Genomic DNA, 19,761 nt, shown 5'->3' on the forward strand with positions numbered 1-19,761 from the left:
CGATTCGGACGCCGCTCGACTCGATCACGCCGGCTCGCAACTCCTGCCCCTAGCCTGCGTGCCATGGCACCCGCATCCACTGACCCCGTCCACCTCCCGGCCCGCGTGATCATCGTCCACGGCTTCCGCGCGAACGTCGACGCGCACTGGTTCCCGTGGTTACGGGAAGCCCTCGCCGACCGGGGCATCGAGGCGACGAGCGTCGAACTTCCGCTGCCGGAGGCGCCGAACGCCGCCGACTGGCAGCGCGAGGTCGCGCTCGCGTTGGGAACCCCCGACGAGCGGACCTGGATCGTGGGCCATTCGCTCGGCGCCGTGACGGCGCTCCGCGCGCTGGCGGCGCAACTCGGTGACTGGCGTCTCGGCGGCGTCGTCTTCGTGTCCGGCTTCACCGGCACGCTTGACACGCTCCCCGACCTCGACGAGTACCTCGCCGACGACGTGGATGCGGAACGCGTCGCCGACCGCATCAACACTCGCGTCGTCATCCGCTCGGACAACGACACCCTCGTGCCTCCCGGCGCATCCGATGCCCTCGCGCGCCGACTCTTCGCCGAGGTCCGCGTGCAACCGGGCGCCGGGCACTTCCTCGAAGCGACCGGCGTGACCTCGCTGCCGGTCGTCCTCGACGCGCTCCTCCAGGCCCGCCCCGCGCCCCGAACCTGAGCGATTCCTGAAAACGCAAAACGAGTTTGTGACACATCGGGGGTCGCCTGCGTCTCACCTGTACAAGCCCACACGGTGCACCGGCACCAGGCAGAGACCAGAAAGAAGAGCATCATGGCGAACACGACACCCACCACCGCTACCGCCCCCAAGACGGCTCAGACGTCCAGCAGCGTCGTCCCCACGAACACCTCGGGCGGACGCGGCACGACGACGATCGTCGACAGCGTCGTCGCTCGCGTCGCAGGGATCGCCGCTCGTGACGCTCGCGGCGTCTACGACCTCGGCGGCGGCGCGGCCCGCGCCATCGGCGCCATCCGCAACGCGATCAACGCGACGGACCAGAGCCAGGGCATCAACGTGGAGGTCGGCGAGAAGCAGGTCGCGGTCGACGTGACCATCGTCGCCGAGTACCCCGTCTCGCTGCAGGACGTGGCCGACGGCGTCCGCGCCGACGTGATCCGCGCCATCGAGACCATCGTTGGCCTCGAGGTCACCGAGGTCAACGTCACGGTCAACGACGTGCACCTCCCCTCCGAAGACGACAGCAACGACAAGACGGAAGAAGCGCGAGTCCAGTGAACACGGCATCCCTCACCCGAACCGGCATCCTCATCGGCGCGGTCCTCGCGCTCACCTGGATCATCCTCGGCTTCTGGGCGTTCTTCTTCGTCGCCATCGCGATGATCATCGGCGGCGTCATCGGACGCATCCTCGAAGGAAAGCTCGACGCGACCGCCCTCGTTGACGTCATCCGAGGACGGAACACCTCCTCATGAGCGCCGCCGCGACCACACTCAGCGGCGCGGCGCAGCGAGGCACAACACGACTCACCGCGAAGGCCCTGACTCGTCTTGCGTCAGCTGTCGCCGGTGACGCGCTCGGGGTCGACGCTGGCAGCGTCAGCGTCGACCTCGACGACCACAACGGCAAGCTCGCGTTGCGCGTGAGGACCCCCATCCGGGTTCCCTCGCTCGCCCGAATCCGCGAGCAGCCGAGCGCGCTCGAGCGCAGCGGCGGCCCACTCCTCGAGCGAGTCGAGACCGCGAAGACCACCATCCGTGACCGCGTGCAGACCCTCAGCGGGTCCCAGGTCGGCCTCGTCACCATCCGCGTGACCGGGCTCAACATCAAGGCAGAGGAGCGAGTCAGATGAGCACCAACACCTCCCTGTACTCGCGCCTCTCCCGGCGAGAGACGCACTCGCCCCGCTCGGCGCTCGCGATCACCCTCACCGTGCTCCTCATCCTCGTCGCGGCCTGGATCGGCACCGAGATCGTGCTATCGCTGCTCGCCCTCCCGGCGCTGCTCGTCGCACCGGCGGACATGTTCGCCTCGGCGCTCGGCGTGCTCGAGCAGCCCGCCCAGTACGTCGGCATCGCCGGCGTGGTCGTCGCGATCATCGGCCTCGTGCTGCTCATCGCAGGCCTCGCCCCCGGACGACGAGCCAGGCACACGCTCACCTCCACCCGCACCGCGACGGTCGCGGACAACGCGGTCATCGCGTCCGCCCTCGCCCGCCACGCGGCGCACGCCGGCAACGTGAGCCCGGACAACGTCACCGTGTCGGTGTCCCACCGACGCGCCGACGTGCACCTCACCCCCGCATCCGGGCTCCCGGTCGACGCGTCCGCCATCACGGCCGCCGTCAACCAGCAGCTCGAACGGTACGAGCTGAACCCCCGCGTCACCGCCAAGGTGCGCGTCGCAGAGAACGGGAAGGTCGGCGCATGAACAGCACCAACCGAGGCCTGAACCGGCTCCTCATCACCGCCACAGGCCTCCTCCTCCTCATCATCGGCGCCGCCGCATCCATCGGCGCATGGCTGCCCGGAGCGAAAGACACCTGGACTCCCATCTCCGAAGGCGTGAACACGCAGACCAGCAGCTGGCTCCAGCAGACCCCGTTCCCGGGCGCTGACTTCAGCTGGCTCCTCATCGCCGTCGTCGCGATCCTCGCGATCGCCATCATCCTGCTCCTGGTGTTCGCCCTCCGCCAGGGACAGGGACGGACCGGCACGATCGTCAGCGACCGCACGCCGGACACCGGGCGCACCATCGTGGACGTGTCGGTTGCCCGCGACGCCCTCTCGGATGCGCTCGACGCCCGCGACGAGTTCCTCACGACAAGCGTCTCCGCGTACGACGTGAAACGCACCCCTGTGCTGAAGGTGTCGGCCACGTGCCGACGCGGCGTCTCACCTCGAGACGCGACGGAGATCGTCGAGCAGAACCTCGAGGCCCTGGATGCACTCCTCGGCCGGCAGGTGCCCGTGCTGCTCCAGCTCAGCGGCGGCTTCCGCGCCCGAGTGCAGCAGTCGACGCGCCTCCAGTAGGACTCACCACCACAACTCCCCACCGCGGCACCGCGATTCGACGGCACCGCAACCCCCAACAGAAAGGAACTGCCATGAGCGCAGGAGACAAGATCAAGAACGCAGCTGAAGAGTTCGGCGGCAAGGCCAAGGAAGCAGTTGGCAAGGTCACCGACAACGAGCAGCTCATCGCCGAAGGCAAGGCCGACCAGGCCAAGGCCAACGTGAAGCAGGCGGGCGAAGACGTCAAGGACGCCTTCAAGAAGTAGCTCACACCAGCACAGCGAAGCGGCAGTCGACCTTCGGGTCGGCTGCCGCTTCGTCGTGCGCCGTCGTTTCGGTGCTGGCTAGTGCTTCCCGCCGGTCAGGAGCTGTTGCAGTCGTTCCAGCACCTGACGGACGGTCTGGTCGAGGATCTCGGCGGGCTCCCCGTCGAAGTCGTGACGTTCGCTGCCCACGACACCGTCGACACTCCATCCCAGGAACACGGTGCCTTCCGGTTCGCCCTCTTCCGGTCCGGGGCCGCCCGCACCGGTCGTCGCGATGGAGATGTCGGACTCAAGCAGCCGTGCCACGCCGACCGCGAGTTCCTCGGCGCACCGGGCCGAGACGACCGGGCCGGGCGTCACGCCGAGGACGCGCTGCTTCACCTCCGTCTGGTAAGCGACGACCCCGCCGCGCAACCACGTCTTCGTGTCAGGTCCGCTGCCGAGCGTGGAGGCGACCCTCCCGCAGGTCAGAGACTCGGCCACACTCAGCGTGCGGCCCGTCTCCGCGAGTCGTTCGGCGATGGTCTCGATGAGGTTCTCGTCACTGAGCTGTGCCATTGCAGCATCGTAGGAACGCGTGCTGAACGGCGGCGGAGTACCTGGTGAGCGTGTCCGCAGAGCGACGCCGGAGTCCTGCCCGGGGCTGGCTGAGCAGTTACGCGCGGTCGATCGGGATCCAGGTGTCCGGTGAGCCGGCGCTCCGACCGCAGGGAGGACCGGCGCCGTCGAGGGGCAGATCGTCTGCAGACGATGGGGTGCGCGGCGGGCGACGGAGATCGAGCACCGCACCACCGAGTTCTGGCAGTACACGGACACCCCTGCCGGCACGTTCTGGAGCACCATCCCGACCGGCAAGTCGGCCGAGGGGGTCTTTTCGATCACCTTCGGGGTGCCGTTCGACGACGCCAAGTACTTCCGCGGGCGCGACACCGACAACCGCCAGGTCTCGCGCTGTCCCGACGAGACCTGCTGCCGGCGACCCGACCCGGCGCTCGCGGCCCGCTGGGCGGGACGCGCGTGGCCGAGCGCGCGACTGCACGCGCAGATCCTCGCATCCCTCCCAGCGGGCCGCTTCCCAGGCGTCGACGACAGCGAGATCTACGCTTATCTGGAACGGCACGCGCCCTGATCTCCGGGCCGCGAGCACTCCCCCGCACGACCGATCGGAGCATCACGATGACCCACGCCGAGCACCTCGACGATCTGACCATCGAGGAGAAGGCGTCCCTGACGAGTGGTGGCAGCTTCTGGTCGACGAAGGCGGTCGATCGAGTTGGCGTCCCGGCGGTGACGCTGACGGATGGCCCGCACGGCGTGCGCTTGCAGCGTGAGGGTGGCGACCACCTCGGGCTCGCTGACAGCGTGCCCGCCACCTGCTTCCCGCCCGCCGTGGCGCTCGGCGCGAGCTGGGATGCGGACCTCGCACGCCGGGTCGGAGTCGCGCTCGGCGAGGAGGCAAAGGCGGAGGGCGTCGGCGTGCTGCTCGGCCCCGGCATCAACATCAAGCGCTCCCCGCTCTGCGGCCGCAACTTCGAGTACTTCTCGGAGGACCCGCTCGTGAGCGGCGTCATGGGCTCAGCACTCGTGGGCGGGCTGCAGAGCCAGGGCGTCGGCTCCTCGCTCAAGCACTTCGCCGCGAACAACCAGGAGACCGACCGGCTGCGGATCAGCGCTGACGTCGACGAGCGCCCGCTGCGCGAGATCTACCTGCGCGCCTTCCAGCGCGTCGTCACCGAGCAGCAGCCGTGGACGGTCATGTGCTCGTACAACAAGATCAACGGCGTCTACGCCTCCGAGAACCACTGGCTCCTCACGACCGTGCTGCGGGAGGAGTGGGGCTACGAGGGCCTCGTCGTCTCCGACTGGGGCGCCGTCGACAACCGGGTCACCGGCGTCGCCGCCGGGCTCGACCTCGAGATGCCGTCCAGCGGCGGACGCACGGATGCTCAGCTCGTGGATGCGGTGCGCTCCGGCGACCTCGACGAGCAGCACGTGACCACGGCCGCCCGCCGTGCGCTTGAGCTCGTCGACAAGATCGTCGCGGGCGCAGACGAGTCTGCGAGCTACGACGCCGACGAGCACCACGCGCTCGCCCGCGAGGCGGCTGGACGCAGCATCGTGCTGCTCAAGAACGACGGCGACCTCCTGCCCCTCGACCTCGGCTCCGACGACACCCTCGCGGTCATCGGCGAGTTCGCGCGCACGCCCCGCTACCAGGGCGCCGGCAGCTCGCTCATCAACCCGACCCGCCTCGACGACGCCCTCACCGAGCTGAGCCGGGTCGCCGGCGACCGGGTGCGGTTCGCGCCCGGTTTCACGCTCGACGACTCCGGAGACACCGAAGCGCTGCGAGCGGATGCGGTCAAGACCGCCGCGAGCGCATCCGTCGCCGTGCTCTTCCTCGGCCTCCCCGCGCACGAGGAGTCCGAGGGCTTCGACCGTGAGCACATCGACCTCCCCGCCGACCAACTCGAGCTCCTCGCCGCGGTGCAGGCCGCGAACGAGAACGTCGTCGTCGTGCTCTCCAACGGCGGCATCGTGCGCACCTCGACCTGGCAGCACCTCGCGCCTGCCATCGTCGAGGGCTGGCTGCTCGGCCAGGCCGGCGGCGGCGCGACCTCCGACGTGCTCTTCGGCGTCGTCAACCCCTCTGGGCGCCTCGCCGAGACCATCCCGGTGCGCCTCGATGACTCCCCGGCCCACCTCGGGTTCCCCGGCGCGTTCGGCCACGTCCGCTACGGCGAGGACATCTTCGTCGGCTACCGCGGCTACGACGCGCGAAGCACCGAGGTCTCGTTCCCGTTCGGCCACGGCCTCTCGTACACGAGCTTCGCCTACGACAACCTCGCCGTCGAAGTCCAGGACGGCGGCCTGCGCATCCAGGTGGAGGTCGCGAACACGGGCAGCCGGGACGGGCGTGAGGTCGTGCAGGTCTACACGGGCCTCCCGGGCTCCGCTGTACCGCGCGCGATTCGCTCGCTGACCGCGTTCTCGGTCGTGGAGGTCGCGGCCGGCTCGACGGCAGCCGTCACCATCGAGGTTCCGCGCTCTGAGCTCGCTTACTTCCACCCGGTCGCCGGGCAATGGACGGTGGAAGGCGGCGAATACCGCATCGAGGTGGGTGCCTCGAGCCGCGACATCCGCGCCTCGACGCGGGTGTCGGTCGCGGGTGACGAGCTCGCGCTCACCCTCGACGAGACGTCGACGATCGCCGAATGGCTGGACGACGAGCGTGGAGGCCCGCTGCTCCGCTCCGCCCTCCTCGAAGGGGACAGCGGACTGGCCGGGATGCTGGCCGACCCGGAGATGCTCAAGATGATCGGGTCCATGCCGCTCGGGCGCGTCGCTGCGTTCCCAGGAAGCCCCCTCGACGAGTCGGCGCTCGGCGAGCTCGTGGCGAGCGCGAAGCGCTAGACGCAGCACACTGTGCCGGTTCGGGAGCTCCCGGACCGGCACGCCGGGTCGGGACGGGCCAGTCAGGTCAGTCGGGTCAGGCGGGCAGCACCACGCTGACCTGCGCCCGCACCTGCTCGACGATCTCGTCGTCCGACAGCGAGGCGTTGACCGACGCCGCCATGGTGGTGAACATGATCGCGGAGACGACCTGCGCGAGTGCGCGCGCGGTGTCGGCCGTCGCCGCGGTCTCGCGGTCGATGACGTCAGCGACGAGGTCCTGCGTCTGGCTCGTCAGTTTCAGCGCCTCGGCGTGCCGCGGCTCCTGGGGATCACCGAAGACCATCTCGCGCAGGTAGGTGCGGCCGTTCTCGGCCTGCTTGCGGTTGCACGCCACGACGGGGCGAAGCACGGCAAGCACGCCGTCGAGGGCCCCAGTCGCTTCAGCTGAGGCCGCGCGGCCCTCTTCGAGCGCGGTCTCGTACATGGAGTTCTGCACGAGCAGCAGCAGCTCGCCTTTGGTCTTGGCGTAGAGGAAGAGCGTGCCGGTGCCGATGTCGGCCCGGTCAGCGATCTCCTGCGTTGTGACGTCGTCGACCCCGCGCTCGGCGAAGAGCTCGCCAGCCGCCGCCGTGATGCGCTCGAGCTTGTCGAGCTTGTTCCGCTCGCGGCGTCCCAATGGCCGGCCGTCGGTGGTCATCGGATCTCCTCCGGGAATAGACATTGAGCAGACTCAGTTATGAGTTTAGTCGCTATCGACTGAGGACCGGTGCTCACGCCGATTCTTCCACGCCGCCCCAGGACCTCGTCATCATCACTGACCAGACGACCCGAGCAACAGAAAGACCACCTATGCCCTCACTCAACGGAGCAGTTGTCCTCGTCACCGGCGCGAACGGGGGCATCGGCACGAACTTCGTGCGCGAGGCTCTCGCCCGCGGCGCATCCAGGGTCTACGCCACCGCCCGCACGCCGCGCAGCTGGGACGACGCGCGGATCGTGCCGCTCACCCTCGACGTCACCGACTCGGCATCCATCGCCGCAGTCGTCGACGCGGCGCCGGACGTGACCGTGCTCATCAACAACGCGGGTGCCTCGGTCTCGTCCCCGGGCATCCTGTCCCACAGCGATGAAGAGATTCGGGCGAACGTCGCGACCAACTTCCTCGGACCCGTCTTCCTCGCGCGCGCCTACGCGCCACTTCTCGCGAACCGTGAGGGTGCCGCCATCATCGACGTGCATTCAGCCCTCAGCTGGTACGCGGTCAATGGCATCTACAGCGCCACGAAGGCTGCGCTCTGGTCCGCGACGAACTCGTTGCGCCTCGAGTTGCTCCCCGCCGGCGTCCACGTCGTCGGCGTCCACGTGGGCTGGGTCGACACGGCCATGGCCGCGCACACGGACGACCCGAAGACCGACCCGGCCGCGCTGGTCTCCAAGGTCTTCGACGCGACCGAGGCCGGCGAGTACGAGCTGCTCGCCGACGAGACGTCCGTGCAGTTGAAGGCCGGGCTCAGCGCCCCGCTCGAGGCGGTCTACCCGCAGCTCGGTGGGTCAAGCAGCTAGCAGCAGACCCCCGGATACAGAGTGGCGCGACTCCCAGAGCTCTCTGGAAGCCGCGCCATTCCTGCGTGCATCTGACCAGGCCCCCCAGCGCTACCGGGTGAGGAACTCGACGGCGACCGGCGCGAACTGGTGGTGGTACTGGAAGATGCCGCCGTGGCCCGAGTCGGAGTAGATGACGAGCTCGGAGCCGGAGATGCGCCTGTGCAGGTCGTTGGAGAGCACCGATGGCACCATGCGGTCGTTGTCACCGTTGGCGATGAGGGTCGACTGCCTGACCTTCGAGAGGTCGGAGGGCGCGGAACGGCCGTAGCGCTGGATGGCCCCCAGCTGCGTCTGGAACGCCTTCAGGCTGATCGACGTGTCGCGGTCGACCGTGCGCTCGGACAGCCGGGCGACGAACGCTTTCGCGGCCCGCTTGCCGCGATCGTCGCGGTTGAAGAAGAGGAACTCCTTGATGTCGGAGCGGGTGAGGATCGAGCGGACGAGGTCGAGGTAGGTGACACCGACGACCTTGTCCATGTCCTTGCCGCCGCGCGGACCGGTGCCCGTGAGCACGAGCCGGCGCACGAGGTCGGGGTGCTTGACGACGAGGTCCTGCGCGATCATCCCTCCCATGGAGAAGGAGAAGATGTCGATTCTGTCGTAGCCGAGGGCGGTGATGAACTCGTACGCGTGGTCGGCGGCTTCCTCGATGGTTCTCGGGACGGCTCCCGTTGAGGCGCCGACGCCCCGCTGGTCGAAGGTGATGACGTGGCGCTTCTGTGCGATGGGGTCGACGATGCGGGGGTCCCAGTTGTCGAGCGTGGCCGCGAGGTGCACGAAGAAGATGACGGGGATGTCTTCCCTCGGGCCCAGCTCACGGTAGGCGTAGCTGATGCCGCCCACGGTGATGCTCTTCGCCGGGGCGAGCGCGTACGAGGTGACGACGGGCTCATTGGATGCGGTGCTCATGGTGTTCTCTCTTGAATCTCGACGAAGGCGGTGCGGACGGCACTCGCTACGGGATACTGACGACCGTTTTGCCGCGAATGCCGCCGCCTCCCAGCGACTCGAGCGCCTGCACAGTCCCGTCAAAGGGGAAGACTCGTCCCACGACGGGTTTGATCGCTCCGCTCTCGACGAGCGCCGAGATCTCCCGCAGCTGCTCACCACTCGCTCTCATGAAGAGGAAGCGGTACTCGACGCCGAGGCGTTTCGCCTGCTTGCGCACCTTGCCGCTGAGCCCGGCAATCGCGAGGCGCAGCACGGGGTTCAGGCCCGCGCTTCGGGCAAAGTCCGGGGTGGGCGGACCTGAGATCCCGACGGCGATCCCGCCTGGCTTCAGGATGCGGAGCGACTTCTCGAGGTTCTCGCCGCCGAGGCTGTCGAGCACGAAGTCGTAGCCGCTGAGCAGCTGCTCGAAGTCCTCGTTGCGGTAGTCGATCGTGTCGTCAGCGCCGAGGCCACGGACGAACTCGGCGTTGGCCGCGCTCGCCGTGGTGGCGACCTCGGCACCGAGGTGCTTGGCGAGCTGGATCGCGATGGACCCGACGCCGCCTGCTCCGGCGTGGATCAGGACCTTCTGCCCGGGCTGCACCCGACCGATCTCGACGAGCGCCTGCCAGGCGGTGAGGGCGACGAGCGGGAGCGAGCCCGCCTCATCCATGGAGATGGACGACGGCTTCGGCGCCACATCCGCCTCATCGATGGCGATGCGCTCGGCGAACGTGCCGATGCGGTGGTCGCGGGGTCTCGCGTAGACCTCGTCGCCAGGCCGGAACGCGCGGACGGCGCCGCCGACGCGGAGGACCGTTCCGGCGACGTCGTGGCCGAGGGTCAGCGGCAGCTTGTACGGCAGGATCTGCGTGAACTCGCCGATGCGGATCTTCTCGTCGAGCTGATTCACGCCGGCGGCCTGCACCTGGACAAGCACATCGTGGTCGCCGACGACCGGTTCGGCGACGTCAGCCTCGCGCAGCGGCGTCTTGTACTTGGAGAGGGTGAACGCTCGCATGGGTGAGGCTCCGGATTCGAGATCGCGTCGGTGAATCGCTCGACATCTGCCGAGCGTACTCAATCCTGAGTCGACTCAGTTATTTTGTCAAGAGCTTCGTCCGAGGCGGCGATCGACAGACACCTGCGCACGAACCCCCTAGAGACGCCCGCCCCTCCGCGCCACGACGATCAGCACGACGACCGCCACGCACATCGTTCCGAGCACCGTCGCGGCGACCAGGACAGCCATGGCGAGCGTCCCACCCGTGGCGATGGCCCCAACCCCGATCGCGGTGCCCGCCTGCAGTGCGTAGGCGATGACGTAGAGCAGCGACAGGCTCGCGCCTCGGTGATGCGCGGGCGCGAGCCGGTTGATGAGGCCGAGCCCGCCCGTGAATGCGAGTGCGTAGGCGACGCCTCCGACGAGGCACCAACCGAAGAACAGCGGCAAGGAGCCGAACACGCTCGCCGCGGCCATGAGCACAAGACTGAGCAGAGTCACGATGGCGCCGGCCAGCACGGATGCCTGCGCCGAGATCCGGGAGAGGAGCAGGCCCGTGACGCCGATCGTCGCCGAGGAGCAGGCCCTCCCGCTGGGCCACCCGGTCTCACCGGTCTCGCCGCTCCCCTCCCGCTCGCGCCGTGCGCACCGCGGAGGCCCAGGCTTCCGCGTCGATGAGCAGCAGTTGCGCGTTGAGGTCACCCCGCGGACGAGAAGGAGCGGGCACCGCGACGGCACCGGGGACACCTCCCTGAGCCTTCTCGAGACGCAGCTGCCGCATCACGAGGTTGTACCTGGTCACGTAGGGCTCGGTGGAGGTGAATCCGGGATAGTGCTCGTTGTGCGCGGCGGCGTAGGTCGCTTGGAAGACGCGTTCCATTCGGATCTGAAGGGACTCCTCAACGCTCATCGGCCAGCACTCGATGCCTTCGATGTCCGCGAGCAGCGAGACGTCGTCCCGATGCAGAGCCAGTTCGGCCGGCCTCGCCGCTGCTGCCTCTCCGTACTGGACTCGCCAGCCATCATCCACCCGCGCGATCCGTATTGGTGCCAGCCACGGAGTCGCCTCTGGCTCGCTCAACTTCGCCCGGTCTCGGGCCACCGCGGCAGGCACTGGGGGTCGCCGACCGTACCCATGGGGTGCCGTCGGCGGCCAGAAGAACTCCATCGGCTGGTCCTCATCGACCCAGGGGTCCGTGACCGCCCAACCCCGCGCGAGCAGCGCGACCTGGACCTCCTGGCCCATCTGCCGCACCGTTTCACGCAAGTTGCCCGCGTCCCCGTCAAAAAGACCCATCGCACTCCACCGCCCCGTTCATGTCAGCTTTGATCCCACTCCTTGACGACGACGATCGTCCCCGGCGCCAGCGCCCGCAACTCCGCAACCCGGGTCGCCGTGTCGACCGGGCCACCTTCCAGCGTGAGCTCTCGGATCGCCTGACGCTCAGCTCGCAGGTAGAGATCGATGAGCCCCTCAACGGCGAGCTCGTACCGCGTCGGATAGCCATCACCGCCGTGGGAGAGGACCGCCTCCCGCTCAGCAAGTCCTCGCCACGGATGCGGTGCATCGCACCTGCACGTGCCGCCCAAGTCACGCCCCTCACACGCCGAGTTGTCCTGGACCGAAACCATGTCCTGACTGCTCCAACCAGGCAGGCTGCGCTGAGTGCCGTCAGCATCCGTCCAGTGCAGGTAGGTGTGAACCCCGAGCATGGTCGCTCCTTTCGATTGGCTGTCGCCAGTATGTTCCCAGCCGCCGACATTCTGAGCTCGGCGCTGTGCGCTCATCCAGGGATCGGGAATCCCTGGATGAGCGAGTCCTGAATCGAAGAACATCGAAGCATCACACTGGTTCCAGCAACCAGACTGCAGATTCGCTTCATCACCACTCGCGAGCTTGGCGCCCGCACAATTCAGGAGAATCCCGTGCCGAAGAACATCGACATCCAGGTCCCGTCCCTCAACGGCAAGCTCGCCCTCGTCACGGGCGCTAGCGACGGCATCGGCTTCCACATCGCTGGCCGCCTCGCCCGCGCTGGCGCCGAAGTGATCATGCCCGTGCGCAACCGCGACAAGGGCGAGAAGGCCGTCGCGCGCATCCGGGCCTCGAACCCGAGCGCGAAGCTCGAGCTGCGCGACCTCGACCTCTCATCGCTGACATCGGTCGCCGCCCTCACGGGGGAGCTCGTCACCGAGAGACGCCCCATCAACATCCTCATCAACAACGCCGGGGTCATGACGCCGCCAGAGCGTCGCGCGACGAGCGACGGCTTCGAGCTGCAGTTCGGCACCAACCACCTCGGCCACTTCGCGCTCACCACCGGCCTCCTCCCCCGTCTCAAGGAGGGCAGAGCGCACGTCACCACGCAGATCAGCGTCGCCGCCAACCAGGGCGCTGTGAACTGGGACGACCTCAACTGGGAGCGCAGCTACAGCAGCATGCGCTCGTACAGCTCGTCGAAGATCGCCACCGGCCTGCTCGGGATGCACCTGCACCGCCTCAGCGAGGCGAACGACTGGGGCATCACGAGCAACCTCTCGCACCCCGGCATCTCCCCCACGAACCTCCTCGCGGCGCAGCCCGGCATGGGCCGCGCCAGCGACACCACCGAGGTGAAGGTCATCCGCGTGCTCTCGCGCATCGGCCTCGCTGGCACCCCGCAGAGCGCCGCCCTCCCCGCGATCCTCGCGGCCACCAGCCCGGAGGCGAAGGGTGGGCGCCTGTATGGGCCGAAGGGACCCGGCCACATCGGCGGCCGCCCCGCCGAGCAGAAGCTCTACTCGCGAGTCACGAGCGAGGCGGATGCGCGCCGCCTGTGGGAGCTGTCCGAGCAGCTCGTCGCCGAGCACGCGACCCGTTAGCCTCGCGTCATGGACAGAGCCCAGCTTGCCGACTTCCTCCGCAGCCGCCGCGAGGCGCTGCAGCCGGACGACGTCGGCCTGGCGAAGGGGCCCCGCCGGCGCACGGCGGGCCTGCGGCGCGAGGAGGTCGCGGCGCTCAGCGACATGTCGGTCGACTACTACAGCCGACTCGAGCAGAGCCGCGGCCCGCAGCCGTCCGAGCAGATGCTCGCCGCGATCGCCCGCGGTCTGCGCCTCACCGTGGCGGAGCGCGACCACCTCTTCCACCTCGCCGGCCACCAGCCGCCGAAGCGCACGATCAGCGGCGAGCACGTCGCGCCGGGGCTCATGCGCATCCTCGACCGGCTCGCCGACACCCCAGCCCAGGTCATGACGGCCATGGGCGAGACGCTCGTGCAGACGCCAGCGGCGCGGGCGCTGTTCGGCGACGAGACCCGCTTCACCGGCAACGCCCGCAGCGTCGTCTACCGCTGGTTCACCGACCCCGGCGCCCGCCACGTCTACCCGGAAAGCGACCATGACAAGCTGTCGCGCGCCTTCGCCGCGGATGCCCGTGGCTTCGCGGCCCAGCAGGGTCCTGACTCTCGCGCCCAGCGGGTCATCGACGCCCTCCTCGCGGTAAGCCCGGAGTTCGCCGAGATCTGGGCCGACCACGAGATCAATGCGATGCACGAGCTCGAGAAGCGCGTGCAGCATCCCGAGACCGGGGTGATCACCGTGCAGTGCCAGTTCCTCGTCGACCCCACGCAGGGCCAGACCCTGCTGGTGCTCACGGCGACGCCCGGCACCGAGAGCTACGACAGGCTGCAGCTGCTCTCCGTGCTCGGCACCCAGCGCCTGACCGCGGACGCCTGACGCCCAGGTCGGGGACCCCGCGGCCGCTTCGACTCAGCCGTCACCCCACGGCTGCCCGTAGCGATCGACGAGTTCCTGCACCTCGTCGTCGGTGAGCGGGCGCAGGTCTTCCCGCCCTCCGACCAGAAGCCGGGTGCGCGCGGCTTCCTCGATCTCGATGGCGCGGTCGACCGCCTGCGCCACCGTGATTCCACTGACGATGGATCCGTGATTCTGCAGCAGCGCGCCATGGAACGAGAGCGCACCCGCCCGCACGGCCGCGGCCTGCGCCGGGTCCCCCGGCGCCGCATACGGCACGAGCGGCACGTTGCCCACGCGCATCAGGAGGTACGGCGTGATCGGCTGGAGGGCGCTGTGCGCGCGCCAAGGCGCGAGGCAGGACGCAGCCACCGCGTTCGGCGAGTGGAGATGGACGACGCACGTCGCAGCGGGGTTCCGCGCGTACATGGCGAGGTGCAGGGGTGCTTCCTTCGTCGCCGTCGGCCCCTGCGGATCGAGAGGCTCACCGTCGACGCTCACACGCGCGAACGCGGCCCGTTCGAGGGTGCCGAGCGTCGTACCGCTCGCGCTCATCCAGATCTCGTTCCCTAACCGCACCGACACGTTGCCGGAGCTCCCCGGTGAGAGCCCCATCTCCGCGAGAAGACGCCCCGCTTCGATCAGCTCATCGACGAGATCGCTCATGCGAGCCTCTCCCAAGCGCTGGAGAAGAGATCGACGTCGCCGAAGTTCCCGGACTTCAGCACCAGGTTCAGCTCCGGCGCCGACCGACGGCGCGCGCGGAGCCAGGAGACGCCCGGGCTGAGGAGTTGCCCGACCTCGAGCACGGAGACCCCCAGCCCCTGAGCGACGCTGCCGGAGGTCTCACCCCCTGCGACGATGAACTGCGAGGCGCCGGCATCTGCCAGGCGGGGCGCGAGACGCGAGTAGAGGGTCTCGATGAGCTCCGATGCACGAGGCGAGGCAGCCCGTCCCGCCGCCACGTCGCGGGCGTCACCGACCGAGTACAGCATGACCGGCCGGTCCGGGTCATCCGCCCAGCGCTCGACGAACCAGTCGAGGAGGCGCTGCTCTTCCCCAGCCATGTCGTCGACCAGCGTGCGAACATCGAGCTTCCGGCTCGACATGGTGCGACGCGCATCCTGCACCTGCGCCTGCGTCGCAGTGGATGCGCTGCCCGCGAGCACGACGCGCCTGCCCGGGATAGCCGCGAGATCGCTTGGGGCCACCTGCTTCGCTTCGACCCCGAGCGCCAGCCCGGACCCGCCGGTGACGAGCGGATCGCCACCCGTCGCCGTCGCGATGGTTCGGAGGTCGGCGCCGTCGATCGAGTCGACGACGACGTACCGCGCACCACTTGCGTCCGCCGCATCGATGGCCGCGCGCAGCGCAACCGACCCGCGCCGGACGACATCGATGTGGACCTCCGCCACAGCGTGTGACGTCTGCGCGGCGAGGAGCGTCGAGACGCGTGAGTCCCACATGGGATTCAGCGGATGATCTCTCATCGAACTGCGGTCGAGCGGATCGTTCCCGACGAACAGATGCCCCTTGTACACGGTGCGACCCGCGTCCGGGAAGCCAGGGACGACAACCGCGGTCCTCGCCCCCGTCTCCTCAAGCAGTGCGTCGGCGATGGGGCCGATGTTGCCCTCAGGCGTCGAGTCGAACGTCGAGCAGTACTTGTCGTAGACCTGCGTGCACCCGAGCTCCCGCAGCACAGCAGCGGCCTCGCGCACCGTAGCGACAGCCTCCTCCGCTGGTACCGACCGGATCTTCAGGGCGATCACGACGGCGGCGTGCGTGCGAAGCGCATCGAGCCCATCGGCCTCCGGGACGCCGAGCACCACGGCAGTCGAGAGCCCACGTGAGCGCCAGTTGCCGGCCAGGTCGGTGGCCCCGGTGAAATCATCGGCAATCGCTCCCAGCACGGTCAGCCCCTCGCCTCGGCACTCGCGCGGATCTTCTCGACCCACTCCACCACCTGCGGATCGACGTGCTCGAGCACGTCGCTCGTCGCATCCGCCCACTCCGCTCGGTCGATCTCGTGGAACTCAACGCCGTTCTCTTCGAGGAAGGCGATGTTCGCGTCGCGCTCCTCGATGGAGGTCTGCTCGTACCAGTCAGAGACATCGGCGATCTCCGCGTCGACGATGTCGCGCAACTCAGCCGGCCAGCCCTGATAGGTCTCGGCCCAGACCTGGAAGTGGAAGTTGCCGTAGATGTGATTCGTCAGCGTGACGTTCGGCGCGACCTCGTAGAAGGAGTTGAACCGCACCACGTCGATGGGGTTCTCCTGCCCCTCCACCGCCCCCTGTTCGATGGCGGTGAACACCTCGCTCAACGCGAGCGGGGTCGGGCTGGCGCCGAGCGACTCCCACGTGTCCAGGTACGTCTGCTGCGTGGGAACACGGAGCTTCAGGCCCTGCGTGTCGGCGAGCTCGGCAACGGGTCGCTGGGTGTTGAGCACGCGCGCCCCTCGATACATCTGGCCGAGAAGCTGGAAGCCTGTGTCCTCGCGAATGGAGTCGAGGATCTCGTCGCCGAGCTCCCCCTCCCACACGTCGAGGAACTGCGCCTCGTCCTCGTAGAGGAACGGCACGCCTTCGATGGCTGCCAGATCCGTGTAGCGCTCGAGAGATCCCACGGATTCGATGACGATGTCGACTGCCCCGTACTCGAGGCCCTCCTGCATGTCTTCCCAGCTGCCCAGCTGCGAGGCGGGATACACCTCGATCTCGATGCGCCCGTCGGACGACTCCGCGACCTGCTCCGACAGCATGTTCGCAGCGCGATCCTGGAGGCTGCCGGCACCGTACGAGTGTCCGAGGCGCAGCAGCAGCTCCGGCTCGGAGGCCGAGGGGGCGACGGTGCATCCGCTGAGGATGAGGGCGGCACCGGCGAGGGCGACCGCACCTCGACGAAGCGACGCGCTGATTCCTTTACTCACGAGGGGAACTCCTTTGGTGGTGGATGTCGCTGCACGCATCGGGATCAGTACCAACCGAGCGCGAACGGCGCGTAGGTGACGATGAACAGCAGCAGGATCGACACGCCGAGCCACGGCAGCATGTCCTTCATCGCCTTCTCGGCGGATATGCCTGCGATGCGGCTCGTGATGAGCAGGTTGATGCCGACAGGTGGCGTGATCAGGCCGATCGCGAGGTTGATGACCACGATGAGCCCGAAGTGCACGGGGTCGACCCCGACGGCCGTCATGATCGGCAGGAGCACCGGCGTGAAGATGATGATTGCAGCGTTGCCCTCCACCACGGTACCGACGAGCAGGAGCAGGACGTTCGCGACGAGGAGGATCACGAAGATGTTGTCGGTGATCCCCAGGACCGCCGCTGCGAGGATCTCGGGGGTGCCGCCGGTGACGAGCGCCCACGAGTACGCCTGTGCCATGGCGATGATGAGCATGATCGCAGCTACGAGCATCGCAGTCTCCCGCATCGCCGTCACGATGCGAGCCCACGTCAGCCCCCGGTACACGAAGAACCCGATGATCGCGGCGACCGTCACCGCCACCGCGCCTCCCTCCGTGGCCGTGAAGACACCGAGGCGGATACCTCCGAGCACGACGACGGGGATGAGGAGCGCGGGAATCGCCTTGAGGAAGGCCCTTCCGAGACCGCGCAGGTCGGTCGACTTCTCAGCTGGATATCCCTTCTTGCGCGCGATGAGCCAGCCCGTGATCAGGTAGACCACGCCGAATGCGAGACCGATGTACAGACCGTGGAAGAACAGATCGCCGATCGAGACCTCGGCGGCCACGGCATAGATGATCATCGTGATGCTCGGTGGGAGCACGAGGGCGATGATCGACGCGGCGGCGGTCACCGACGCCGCGTCACCGGGCGAGTAGCCGCGGCGAAGCATCTGCGGGATGAGGAGACGCCCGACGGCCGACGCATCAGCCACGGCCGAGCCCGACATGCCACCGAATGTGACGTTCGTGAGCACGTTCACCGCCGAGAGCCCGCCTCGGATGCGCCCGACGAGCGCGTAGGCGAAGTCGATGAGTCGCTGCGTCGTGCCACCTGCGTTCATGATGGCGCCAGCCAGTACGAAGAGAGGCACGGCTAGCAGAGGGAAGGAGCGCATACCGGCGATGAAGCGCTGGGCCCCCACTTCAGGTGGGACACCCTCGACTGCCAGGCTGACGAACGACGCGAGGCCGACGGAGATCCCCACCGGGACGCCGATAGCGAGGAGCAGGAGGAGCAGTCCTCCGAGAATCACGGGCATCAGACGTCCTTGTCTTCTGGGGTCTTGGCTTCGTCGACGCTCGTCTCCGCGGTGAGGACCGCCACGACGTCGATGGGCTCGTCGAAGTCGCCACGCAGGGCCGCGACTAGCTTCTCGAACGAGAAGAGGAACGAGAGGCCCATGCCGATGGGGACCGTGAGGTACATCGCCAACAGGGTCACATCCATGCCGGAGGCGATGGTGAGGCCGGTCATGAGCTGCCGGGCCCCTGTGGGCAGCATCATCGCCGCATACACCGTGACCAGCGCGAAGAGGGCTGCGGTCAGGACGTAGGCGACGACGACGAAGGTGCGCCGCACCTTGCCGTGCATGCGATCGACGACGAGCGTGACCGCGATGTGCTCACTGTGCCGCACGGCGACGGGGATGGCCGCCATGACGCACCACACGAACATGAGGGTCGCGAACTCCTCAGACCACACCGTGGGGCTGTTGAGCACGTACCTCATGAACACCTGGAACACGAGGACGAGGCTGATGAGCGTGACCGCAACGGCGGCGATCGTGAGGAGTACACGCTCGATGCCCGTGAAGATCCGGCCGACGACGCCGCCGATCACGGGACCATCACCAGCTTCACGATGTCACCGGGGCCGTCTGCGGCCATCCTGGTGGTGATCTCGGCTCCCTCTTCCAGGGACGTCGTCCGCGAGACGATGGCGTCGGCCAGACCGGGGTGCCGGTCGAGGACGTCCAGCGCGGTCGAGAAGTCCGCCTTCGTGTACATGGCTGTGCCGAGGAGGGCGATCTCGCGAACCTGCAGCTCGCCCACGGGAACCGGCACGGGCTTACCGAAGACGGCGACCTGCACGATGGCGCCTCCAGGTGCGACAGCCGCGAAGGCCCGCTCGAGGAGAGCCGGCACGCCAGCCGCCACGAAGACCGCGTCGTAGCTGTGGGACTCCAGGTCGACGTCCGGAACGTGCACTCCGGTCGCCCCGAGGGACTCGAGCATCGGATGCACATGGGTGCGCGGCTCGATCACATCGAGCGTCTCCGCACCGGAGTCACGGAGCACGCGAGCGACGAGCGCACCGATGGTTCCGCCGCCGAGGACGAGCGACCGCGTGCGGGCCCGCTCTCCCAGCTGGGCGACCGCGTGGGCCGCGACCGCGATGGGTTCGGCGAGAGCGAGGTGCTCATCGGCGATGCCGTCCGGTGCAGGGATGATGGTGGTCGCGGGGACGGCGGTGAACTCCGCGAAGGAGCCGTCCCACGCGGCGATGCCGAGCATCTGCTTGCTCGCGCAGAGGTGGTAGCGGTTGCTTGCGCAGAGTGCGCACTCGCCGCAGGAGCGCTGAGGGTCGATGACAACGCGATCTCCGATTGTGAGTCCGTCGACGCCGGATCCGACCTCGGCGACGCGCCCGCCCGCCTCGTGGCCTGAGATGAGCGGTGGGATGCGGAACGGATGCGTGCCGCGCAGCGCAGCCAGGTCGGAGCCGCACACGCCGGTGGAGGTCACCTGCACCACCACCTCGCCTGGTCGGGCTTGGGGTTTCGGAATGTCGACCACCTGGGCTTTCCCAGATTCGTCGAAACGGATAGCGCGCATTCGGCTGCTCTTCCCCGCGACTCACGGCCGCGT

General features: G+C 68.5%; 24 protein-coding genes and 1 pseudogene. 12 read left to right on the forward strand and 13 right to left on the reverse strand.

Features of this window, described 5'->3' with window-relative positions; translation table 11 throughout:
• Window positions 1-63 precede the first annotated feature (63 nt).
• The 7 genes from C5B97_RS16595 (at window position 64) to C5B97_RS16625 (ending at window position 3,250) form a co-directional block, all read left to right on the forward strand.
• Window positions 64-666 carry an alpha/beta hydrolase gene (locus C5B97_RS16595; protein ID WP_181027057.1) on the forward strand — a complete coding sequence of 201 codons (603 nt, stop codon included), beginning with the start codon at window positions 64-66 and terminating at the stop codon, window positions 664-666.
• A 114-nt stretch (window positions 667-780) separates the two neighbouring features.
• Entirely contained in the window at window positions 781-1,248 is a 468-nt protein-coding gene (locus C5B97_RS16600; RefSeq protein WP_104313127.1) for an Asp23/Gls24 family envelope stress response protein, read from the forward strand.
• Window positions 1,245-1,445 (forward strand): DUF2273 domain-containing protein, encoded by a 201-nt coding sequence (locus tag C5B97_RS16605; RefSeq protein ID WP_104313129.1) that lies wholly within the window; start codon window positions 1,245-1,247, stop codon window positions 1,443-1,445. Before C5B97_RS16600 ends, C5B97_RS16605 begins: the two co-directional genes overlap by 4 nt.
• The gene (locus tag C5B97_RS16610; RefSeq protein ID WP_104313131.1) at window positions 1,442-1,822 is read left to right on the forward strand and encodes a hypothetical protein; all 381 of its coding nucleotides are present in this window, start codon (window positions 1,442-1,444) and stop codon (window positions 1,820-1,822) included. The genes C5B97_RS16605 and C5B97_RS16610 overlap by 4 nt, the downstream gene beginning before the upstream one ends.
• Window positions 1,819-2,400, forward strand: a complete 582-nt coding sequence (locus C5B97_RS16615; RefSeq protein ID WP_104313133.1) for a DUF6286 domain-containing protein — start codon at window positions 1,819-1,821, stop codon at window positions 2,398-2,400. The genes C5B97_RS16610 and C5B97_RS16615 overlap by 4 nt, the downstream gene beginning before the upstream one ends.
• Window positions 2,397-3,002 carry a hypothetical protein gene (locus C5B97_RS16620; protein ID WP_104313135.1) on the forward strand — a complete coding sequence of 202 codons (606 nt, stop codon included), beginning with the start codon at window positions 2,397-2,399 and terminating at the stop codon, window positions 3,000-3,002. The genes C5B97_RS16615 and C5B97_RS16620 overlap by 4 nt, the downstream gene beginning before the upstream one ends.
• Window positions 3,003-3,076: 74 nt before the next feature.
• Window positions 3,077-3,250: a CsbD family protein gene (locus C5B97_RS16625; protein ID WP_104313137.1), complete on the forward strand. Its 174-nt coding sequence runs from the start codon at window positions 3,077-3,079 to the stop codon at window positions 3,248-3,250.
• Window positions 3,251-3,328: 78 nt separating this feature from the next.
• Here C5B97_RS16625 and C5B97_RS16630 read toward each other — a convergent pair whose 3' ends face one another.
• Window positions 3,329-3,808 (reverse strand): CinA family protein, encoded by a 480-nt coding sequence (locus C5B97_RS16630; RefSeq protein ID WP_104313139.1) that lies wholly within the window; start codon window positions 3,806-3,808, stop codon window positions 3,329-3,331.
• Between the two features lie 157 nt (window positions 3,809-3,965).
• Here C5B97_RS16630 and C5B97_RS18295 point away from each other — a divergent pair.
• Window positions 3,966-4,379: pseudogene (locus C5B97_RS18295) on the forward strand (XRE family transcriptional regulator); the annotation flags it as partial.
• 47 nt (window positions 4,380-4,426) lie between these two features.
• Window positions 4,427-6,664 (forward strand): beta-glucosidase, encoded by a 2,238-nt coding sequence (locus tag C5B97_RS16640; protein WP_104313142.1) that lies wholly within the window; start codon window positions 4,427-4,429, stop codon window positions 6,662-6,664.
• Between the two features lie 76 nt (window positions 6,665-6,740).
• On the opposite strand, the gene C5B97_RS16645 is transcribed toward C5B97_RS16640, so the two are convergent.
• On the reverse strand, window positions 6,741-7,343 hold the full coding sequence (locus C5B97_RS16645; protein WP_104313145.1) for a TetR/AcrR family transcriptional regulator: 603 nt from the start codon (window positions 7,341-7,343) through the stop codon (window positions 6,741-6,743).
• Window positions 7,344-7,495: 152 nt separating this feature from the next.
• On the opposite strand from C5B97_RS16645, the gene C5B97_RS16650 reads away from it, so the two are divergent.
• Window positions 7,496-8,209 carry an SDR family oxidoreductase gene (locus C5B97_RS16650; protein ID WP_104313147.1) on the forward strand — a complete coding sequence of 238 codons (714 nt, stop codon included), beginning with the start codon at window positions 7,496-7,498 and terminating at the stop codon, window positions 8,207-8,209.
• A 90-nt stretch (window positions 8,210-8,299) separates the two neighbouring features.
• Here C5B97_RS16650 and C5B97_RS16655 read toward each other — a convergent pair whose 3' ends face one another.
• The 5 genes from C5B97_RS16655 to C5B97_RS16675 all read right to left on the reverse strand — a co-directional run bounded on the left by C5B97_RS16655 (window position 8,300) and on the right by C5B97_RS16675 (window position 12,020).
• Window positions 8,300-9,160, reverse strand: a complete 861-nt coding sequence (locus tag C5B97_RS16655; protein WP_104313149.1) for an alpha/beta fold hydrolase — start codon at window positions 9,158-9,160, stop codon at window positions 8,300-8,302.
• Between the two features lie 46 nt (window positions 9,161-9,206).
• The gene (locus tag C5B97_RS16660; RefSeq protein ID WP_104313152.1) at window positions 9,207-10,202 is read right to left on the reverse strand and encodes an NADP-dependent oxidoreductase; all 996 of its coding nucleotides are present in this window, start codon (window positions 10,200-10,202) and stop codon (window positions 9,207-9,209) included.
• A 138-nt stretch (window positions 10,203-10,340) separates the two neighbouring features.
• Window positions 10,341-10,685: a hypothetical protein gene (locus C5B97_RS16665; RefSeq protein WP_146080853.1), complete on the reverse strand. Its 345-nt coding sequence runs from the start codon at window positions 10,683-10,685 to the stop codon at window positions 10,341-10,343.
• Between the two features lie 106 nt (window positions 10,686-10,791).
• Complete coding sequence (locus C5B97_RS16670; RefSeq protein ID WP_146080854.1) at window positions 10,792-11,430, reverse strand: hypothetical protein; 639 nt, start codon at window positions 11,428-11,430, stop codon at window positions 10,792-10,794.
• A gap of 74 nt (window positions 11,431-11,504) precedes the next feature.
• Complete coding sequence (locus C5B97_RS16675; RefSeq protein WP_146080855.1) at window positions 11,505-12,020, reverse strand: hypothetical protein; 516 nt, start codon at window positions 12,018-12,020, stop codon at window positions 11,505-11,507.
• 90 nt (window positions 12,021-12,110) lie between these two features.
• On the opposite strand from C5B97_RS16675, the gene C5B97_RS16680 reads away from it, so the two are divergent.
• Both C5B97_RS16680 and C5B97_RS16685 read left to right on the forward strand, forming a co-directional pair.
• Entirely contained in the window at window positions 12,111-13,046 is a 936-nt protein-coding gene (locus tag C5B97_RS16680) for an SDR family oxidoreductase (RefSeq protein ID WP_104313160.1), read from the forward strand.
• A gap of 9 nt (window positions 13,047-13,055) precedes the next feature.
• Window positions 13,056-13,901, forward strand: a complete 846-nt coding sequence (locus C5B97_RS16685; protein WP_104313162.1) for a helix-turn-helix transcriptional regulator — start codon at window positions 13,056-13,058, stop codon at window positions 13,899-13,901.
• Between the two features lie 33 nt (window positions 13,902-13,934).
• On the opposite strand, the gene C5B97_RS16690 is transcribed toward C5B97_RS16685, so the two are convergent.
• From C5B97_RS16690 to C5B97_RS16715, 6 genes are read right to left on the reverse strand one after another with little or no spacing between them, the layout of a single operon-like run.
• Window positions 13,935-14,585 (reverse strand): class II aldolase/adducin family protein, encoded by a 651-nt coding sequence (locus tag C5B97_RS16690; RefSeq protein ID WP_104313164.1) that lies wholly within the window; start codon window positions 14,583-14,585, stop codon window positions 13,935-13,937.
• The gene (gene otnK / locus C5B97_RS16695) at window positions 14,582-15,832 is read right to left on the reverse strand and encodes a 3-oxo-tetronate kinase (protein WP_219819827.1); all 1,251 of its coding nucleotides are present in this window, start codon (window positions 15,830-15,832) and stop codon (window positions 14,582-14,584) included. The genes C5B97_RS16690 and otnK overlap by 4 nt, the downstream gene beginning before the upstream one ends.
• A gap of 2 nt (window positions 15,833-15,834) precedes the next feature.
• Complete coding sequence (locus C5B97_RS16700; RefSeq protein WP_181027058.1) at window positions 15,835-16,851, reverse strand: TRAP transporter substrate-binding protein; 1,017 nt, start codon at window positions 16,849-16,851, stop codon at window positions 15,835-15,837.
• Window positions 16,852-16,895: 44 nt separating this feature from the next.
• The gene (locus C5B97_RS16705) at window positions 16,896-18,152 is read right to left on the reverse strand and encodes a TRAP transporter large permease (protein WP_104313168.1); all 1,257 of its coding nucleotides are present in this window, start codon (window positions 18,150-18,152) and stop codon (window positions 16,896-16,898) included.
• Window positions 18,152-18,733, reverse strand: coding sequence for a TRAP transporter small permease (locus tag C5B97_RS16710; RefSeq protein ID WP_104313170.1), 582 nt, complete (start codon window positions 18,731-18,733; stop codon window positions 18,152-18,154). Before C5B97_RS16710 ends, C5B97_RS16705 begins: the two co-directional genes overlap by 1 nt.
• Entirely contained in the window at window positions 18,730-19,728 is a 999-nt protein-coding gene (locus tag C5B97_RS16715) for a zinc-binding dehydrogenase (protein WP_104313172.1), read from the reverse strand. Before C5B97_RS16715 ends, C5B97_RS16710 begins: the two co-directional genes overlap by 4 nt.
• Window positions 19,729-19,761 lie beyond the last annotated feature (33 nt).

It is taken from the genome of Pseudoclavibacter sp. RFBB5, from assembly GCF_002931555.1.
Classification (GTDB): domain Bacteria; phylum Actinomycetota; class Actinomycetes; order Actinomycetales; family Microbacteriaceae; genus Pseudoclavibacter.

Coding starts and splice junctions, on each gene's coding strand:
- C5B97_RS16595 (WP_181027057.1), top strand. CDS start 64: ATGGCACCCGCATCCACTGACCCCGTCCACCTCCCGGCCCGCGTGATC.
- C5B97_RS16600 (WP_104313127.1), top strand. CDS start 781: ATGGCGAACACGACACCCACCACCGCTACCGCCCCCAAGACGGCTCAG.
- C5B97_RS16610 (WP_104313131.1), top strand. CDS start 1,442: ATGAGCGCCGCCGCGACCACACTCAGCGGCGCGGCGCAGCGAGGCACA.
- C5B97_RS16615 (WP_104313133.1), top strand. CDS start 1,819: ATGAGCACCAACACCTCCCTGTACTCGCGCCTCTCCCGGCGAGAGACG.
- C5B97_RS16620 (WP_104313135.1), top strand. CDS start 2,397: ATGAACAGCACCAACCGAGGCCTGAACCGGCTCCTCATCACCGCCACA.
- C5B97_RS16625 (WP_104313137.1), top strand. CDS start 3,077: ATGAGCGCAGGAGACAAGATCAAGAACGCAGCTGAAGAGTTCGGCGGC.
- C5B97_RS16630 (WP_104313139.1), bottom strand. CDS start 3,808: ATGGCACAGCTCAGTGACGAGAACCTCATCGAGACCATCGCCGAACGA.
- C5B97_RS16640 (WP_104313142.1), top strand. CDS start 4,427: ATGACCCACGCCGAGCACCTCGACGATCTGACCATCGAGGAGAAGGCG.
- C5B97_RS16645 (WP_104313145.1), bottom strand. CDS start 7,343: ATGACCACCGACGGCCGGCCATTGGGACGCCGCGAGCGGAACAAGCTC.
- C5B97_RS16650 (WP_104313147.1), top strand. CDS start 7,496: ATGCCCTCACTCAACGGAGCAGTTGTCCTCGTCACCGGCGCGAACGGG.
- C5B97_RS16655 (WP_104313149.1), bottom strand. CDS start 9,160: ATGAGCACCGCATCCAATGAGCCCGTCGTCACCTCGTACGCGCTCGCC.
- C5B97_RS16660 (WP_104313152.1), bottom strand. CDS start 10,202: ATGCGAGCGTTCACCCTCTCCAAGTACAAGACGCCGCTGCGCGAGGCT.
- C5B97_RS16670 (WP_146080854.1), bottom strand. CDS start 11,430: ATGGGCCAGGAGGTCCAGGTCGCGCTGCTCGCGCGGGGTTGGGCGGTC.
- C5B97_RS16675 (WP_146080855.1), bottom strand. CDS start 12,020: ATGTTCTTCGATTCAGGACTCGCTCATCCAGGGATTCCCGATCCCTGG.
- C5B97_RS16685 (WP_104313162.1), top strand. CDS start 13,056: ATGGACAGAGCCCAGCTTGCCGACTTCCTCCGCAGCCGCCGCGAGGCG.
- C5B97_RS16690 (WP_104313164.1), bottom strand. CDS start 14,585: ATGAGCGATCTCGTCGATGAGCTGATCGAAGCGGGGCGTCTTCTCGCG.
- C5B97_RS16705 (WP_104313168.1), bottom strand. CDS start 18,152: ATGCCCGTGATTCTCGGAGGACTGCTCCTCCTGCTCCTCGCTATCGGC.
- C5B97_RS16715 (WP_104313172.1), bottom strand. CDS start 19,728: ATGCGCGCTATCCGTTTCGACGAATCTGGGAAAGCCCAGGTGGTCGAC.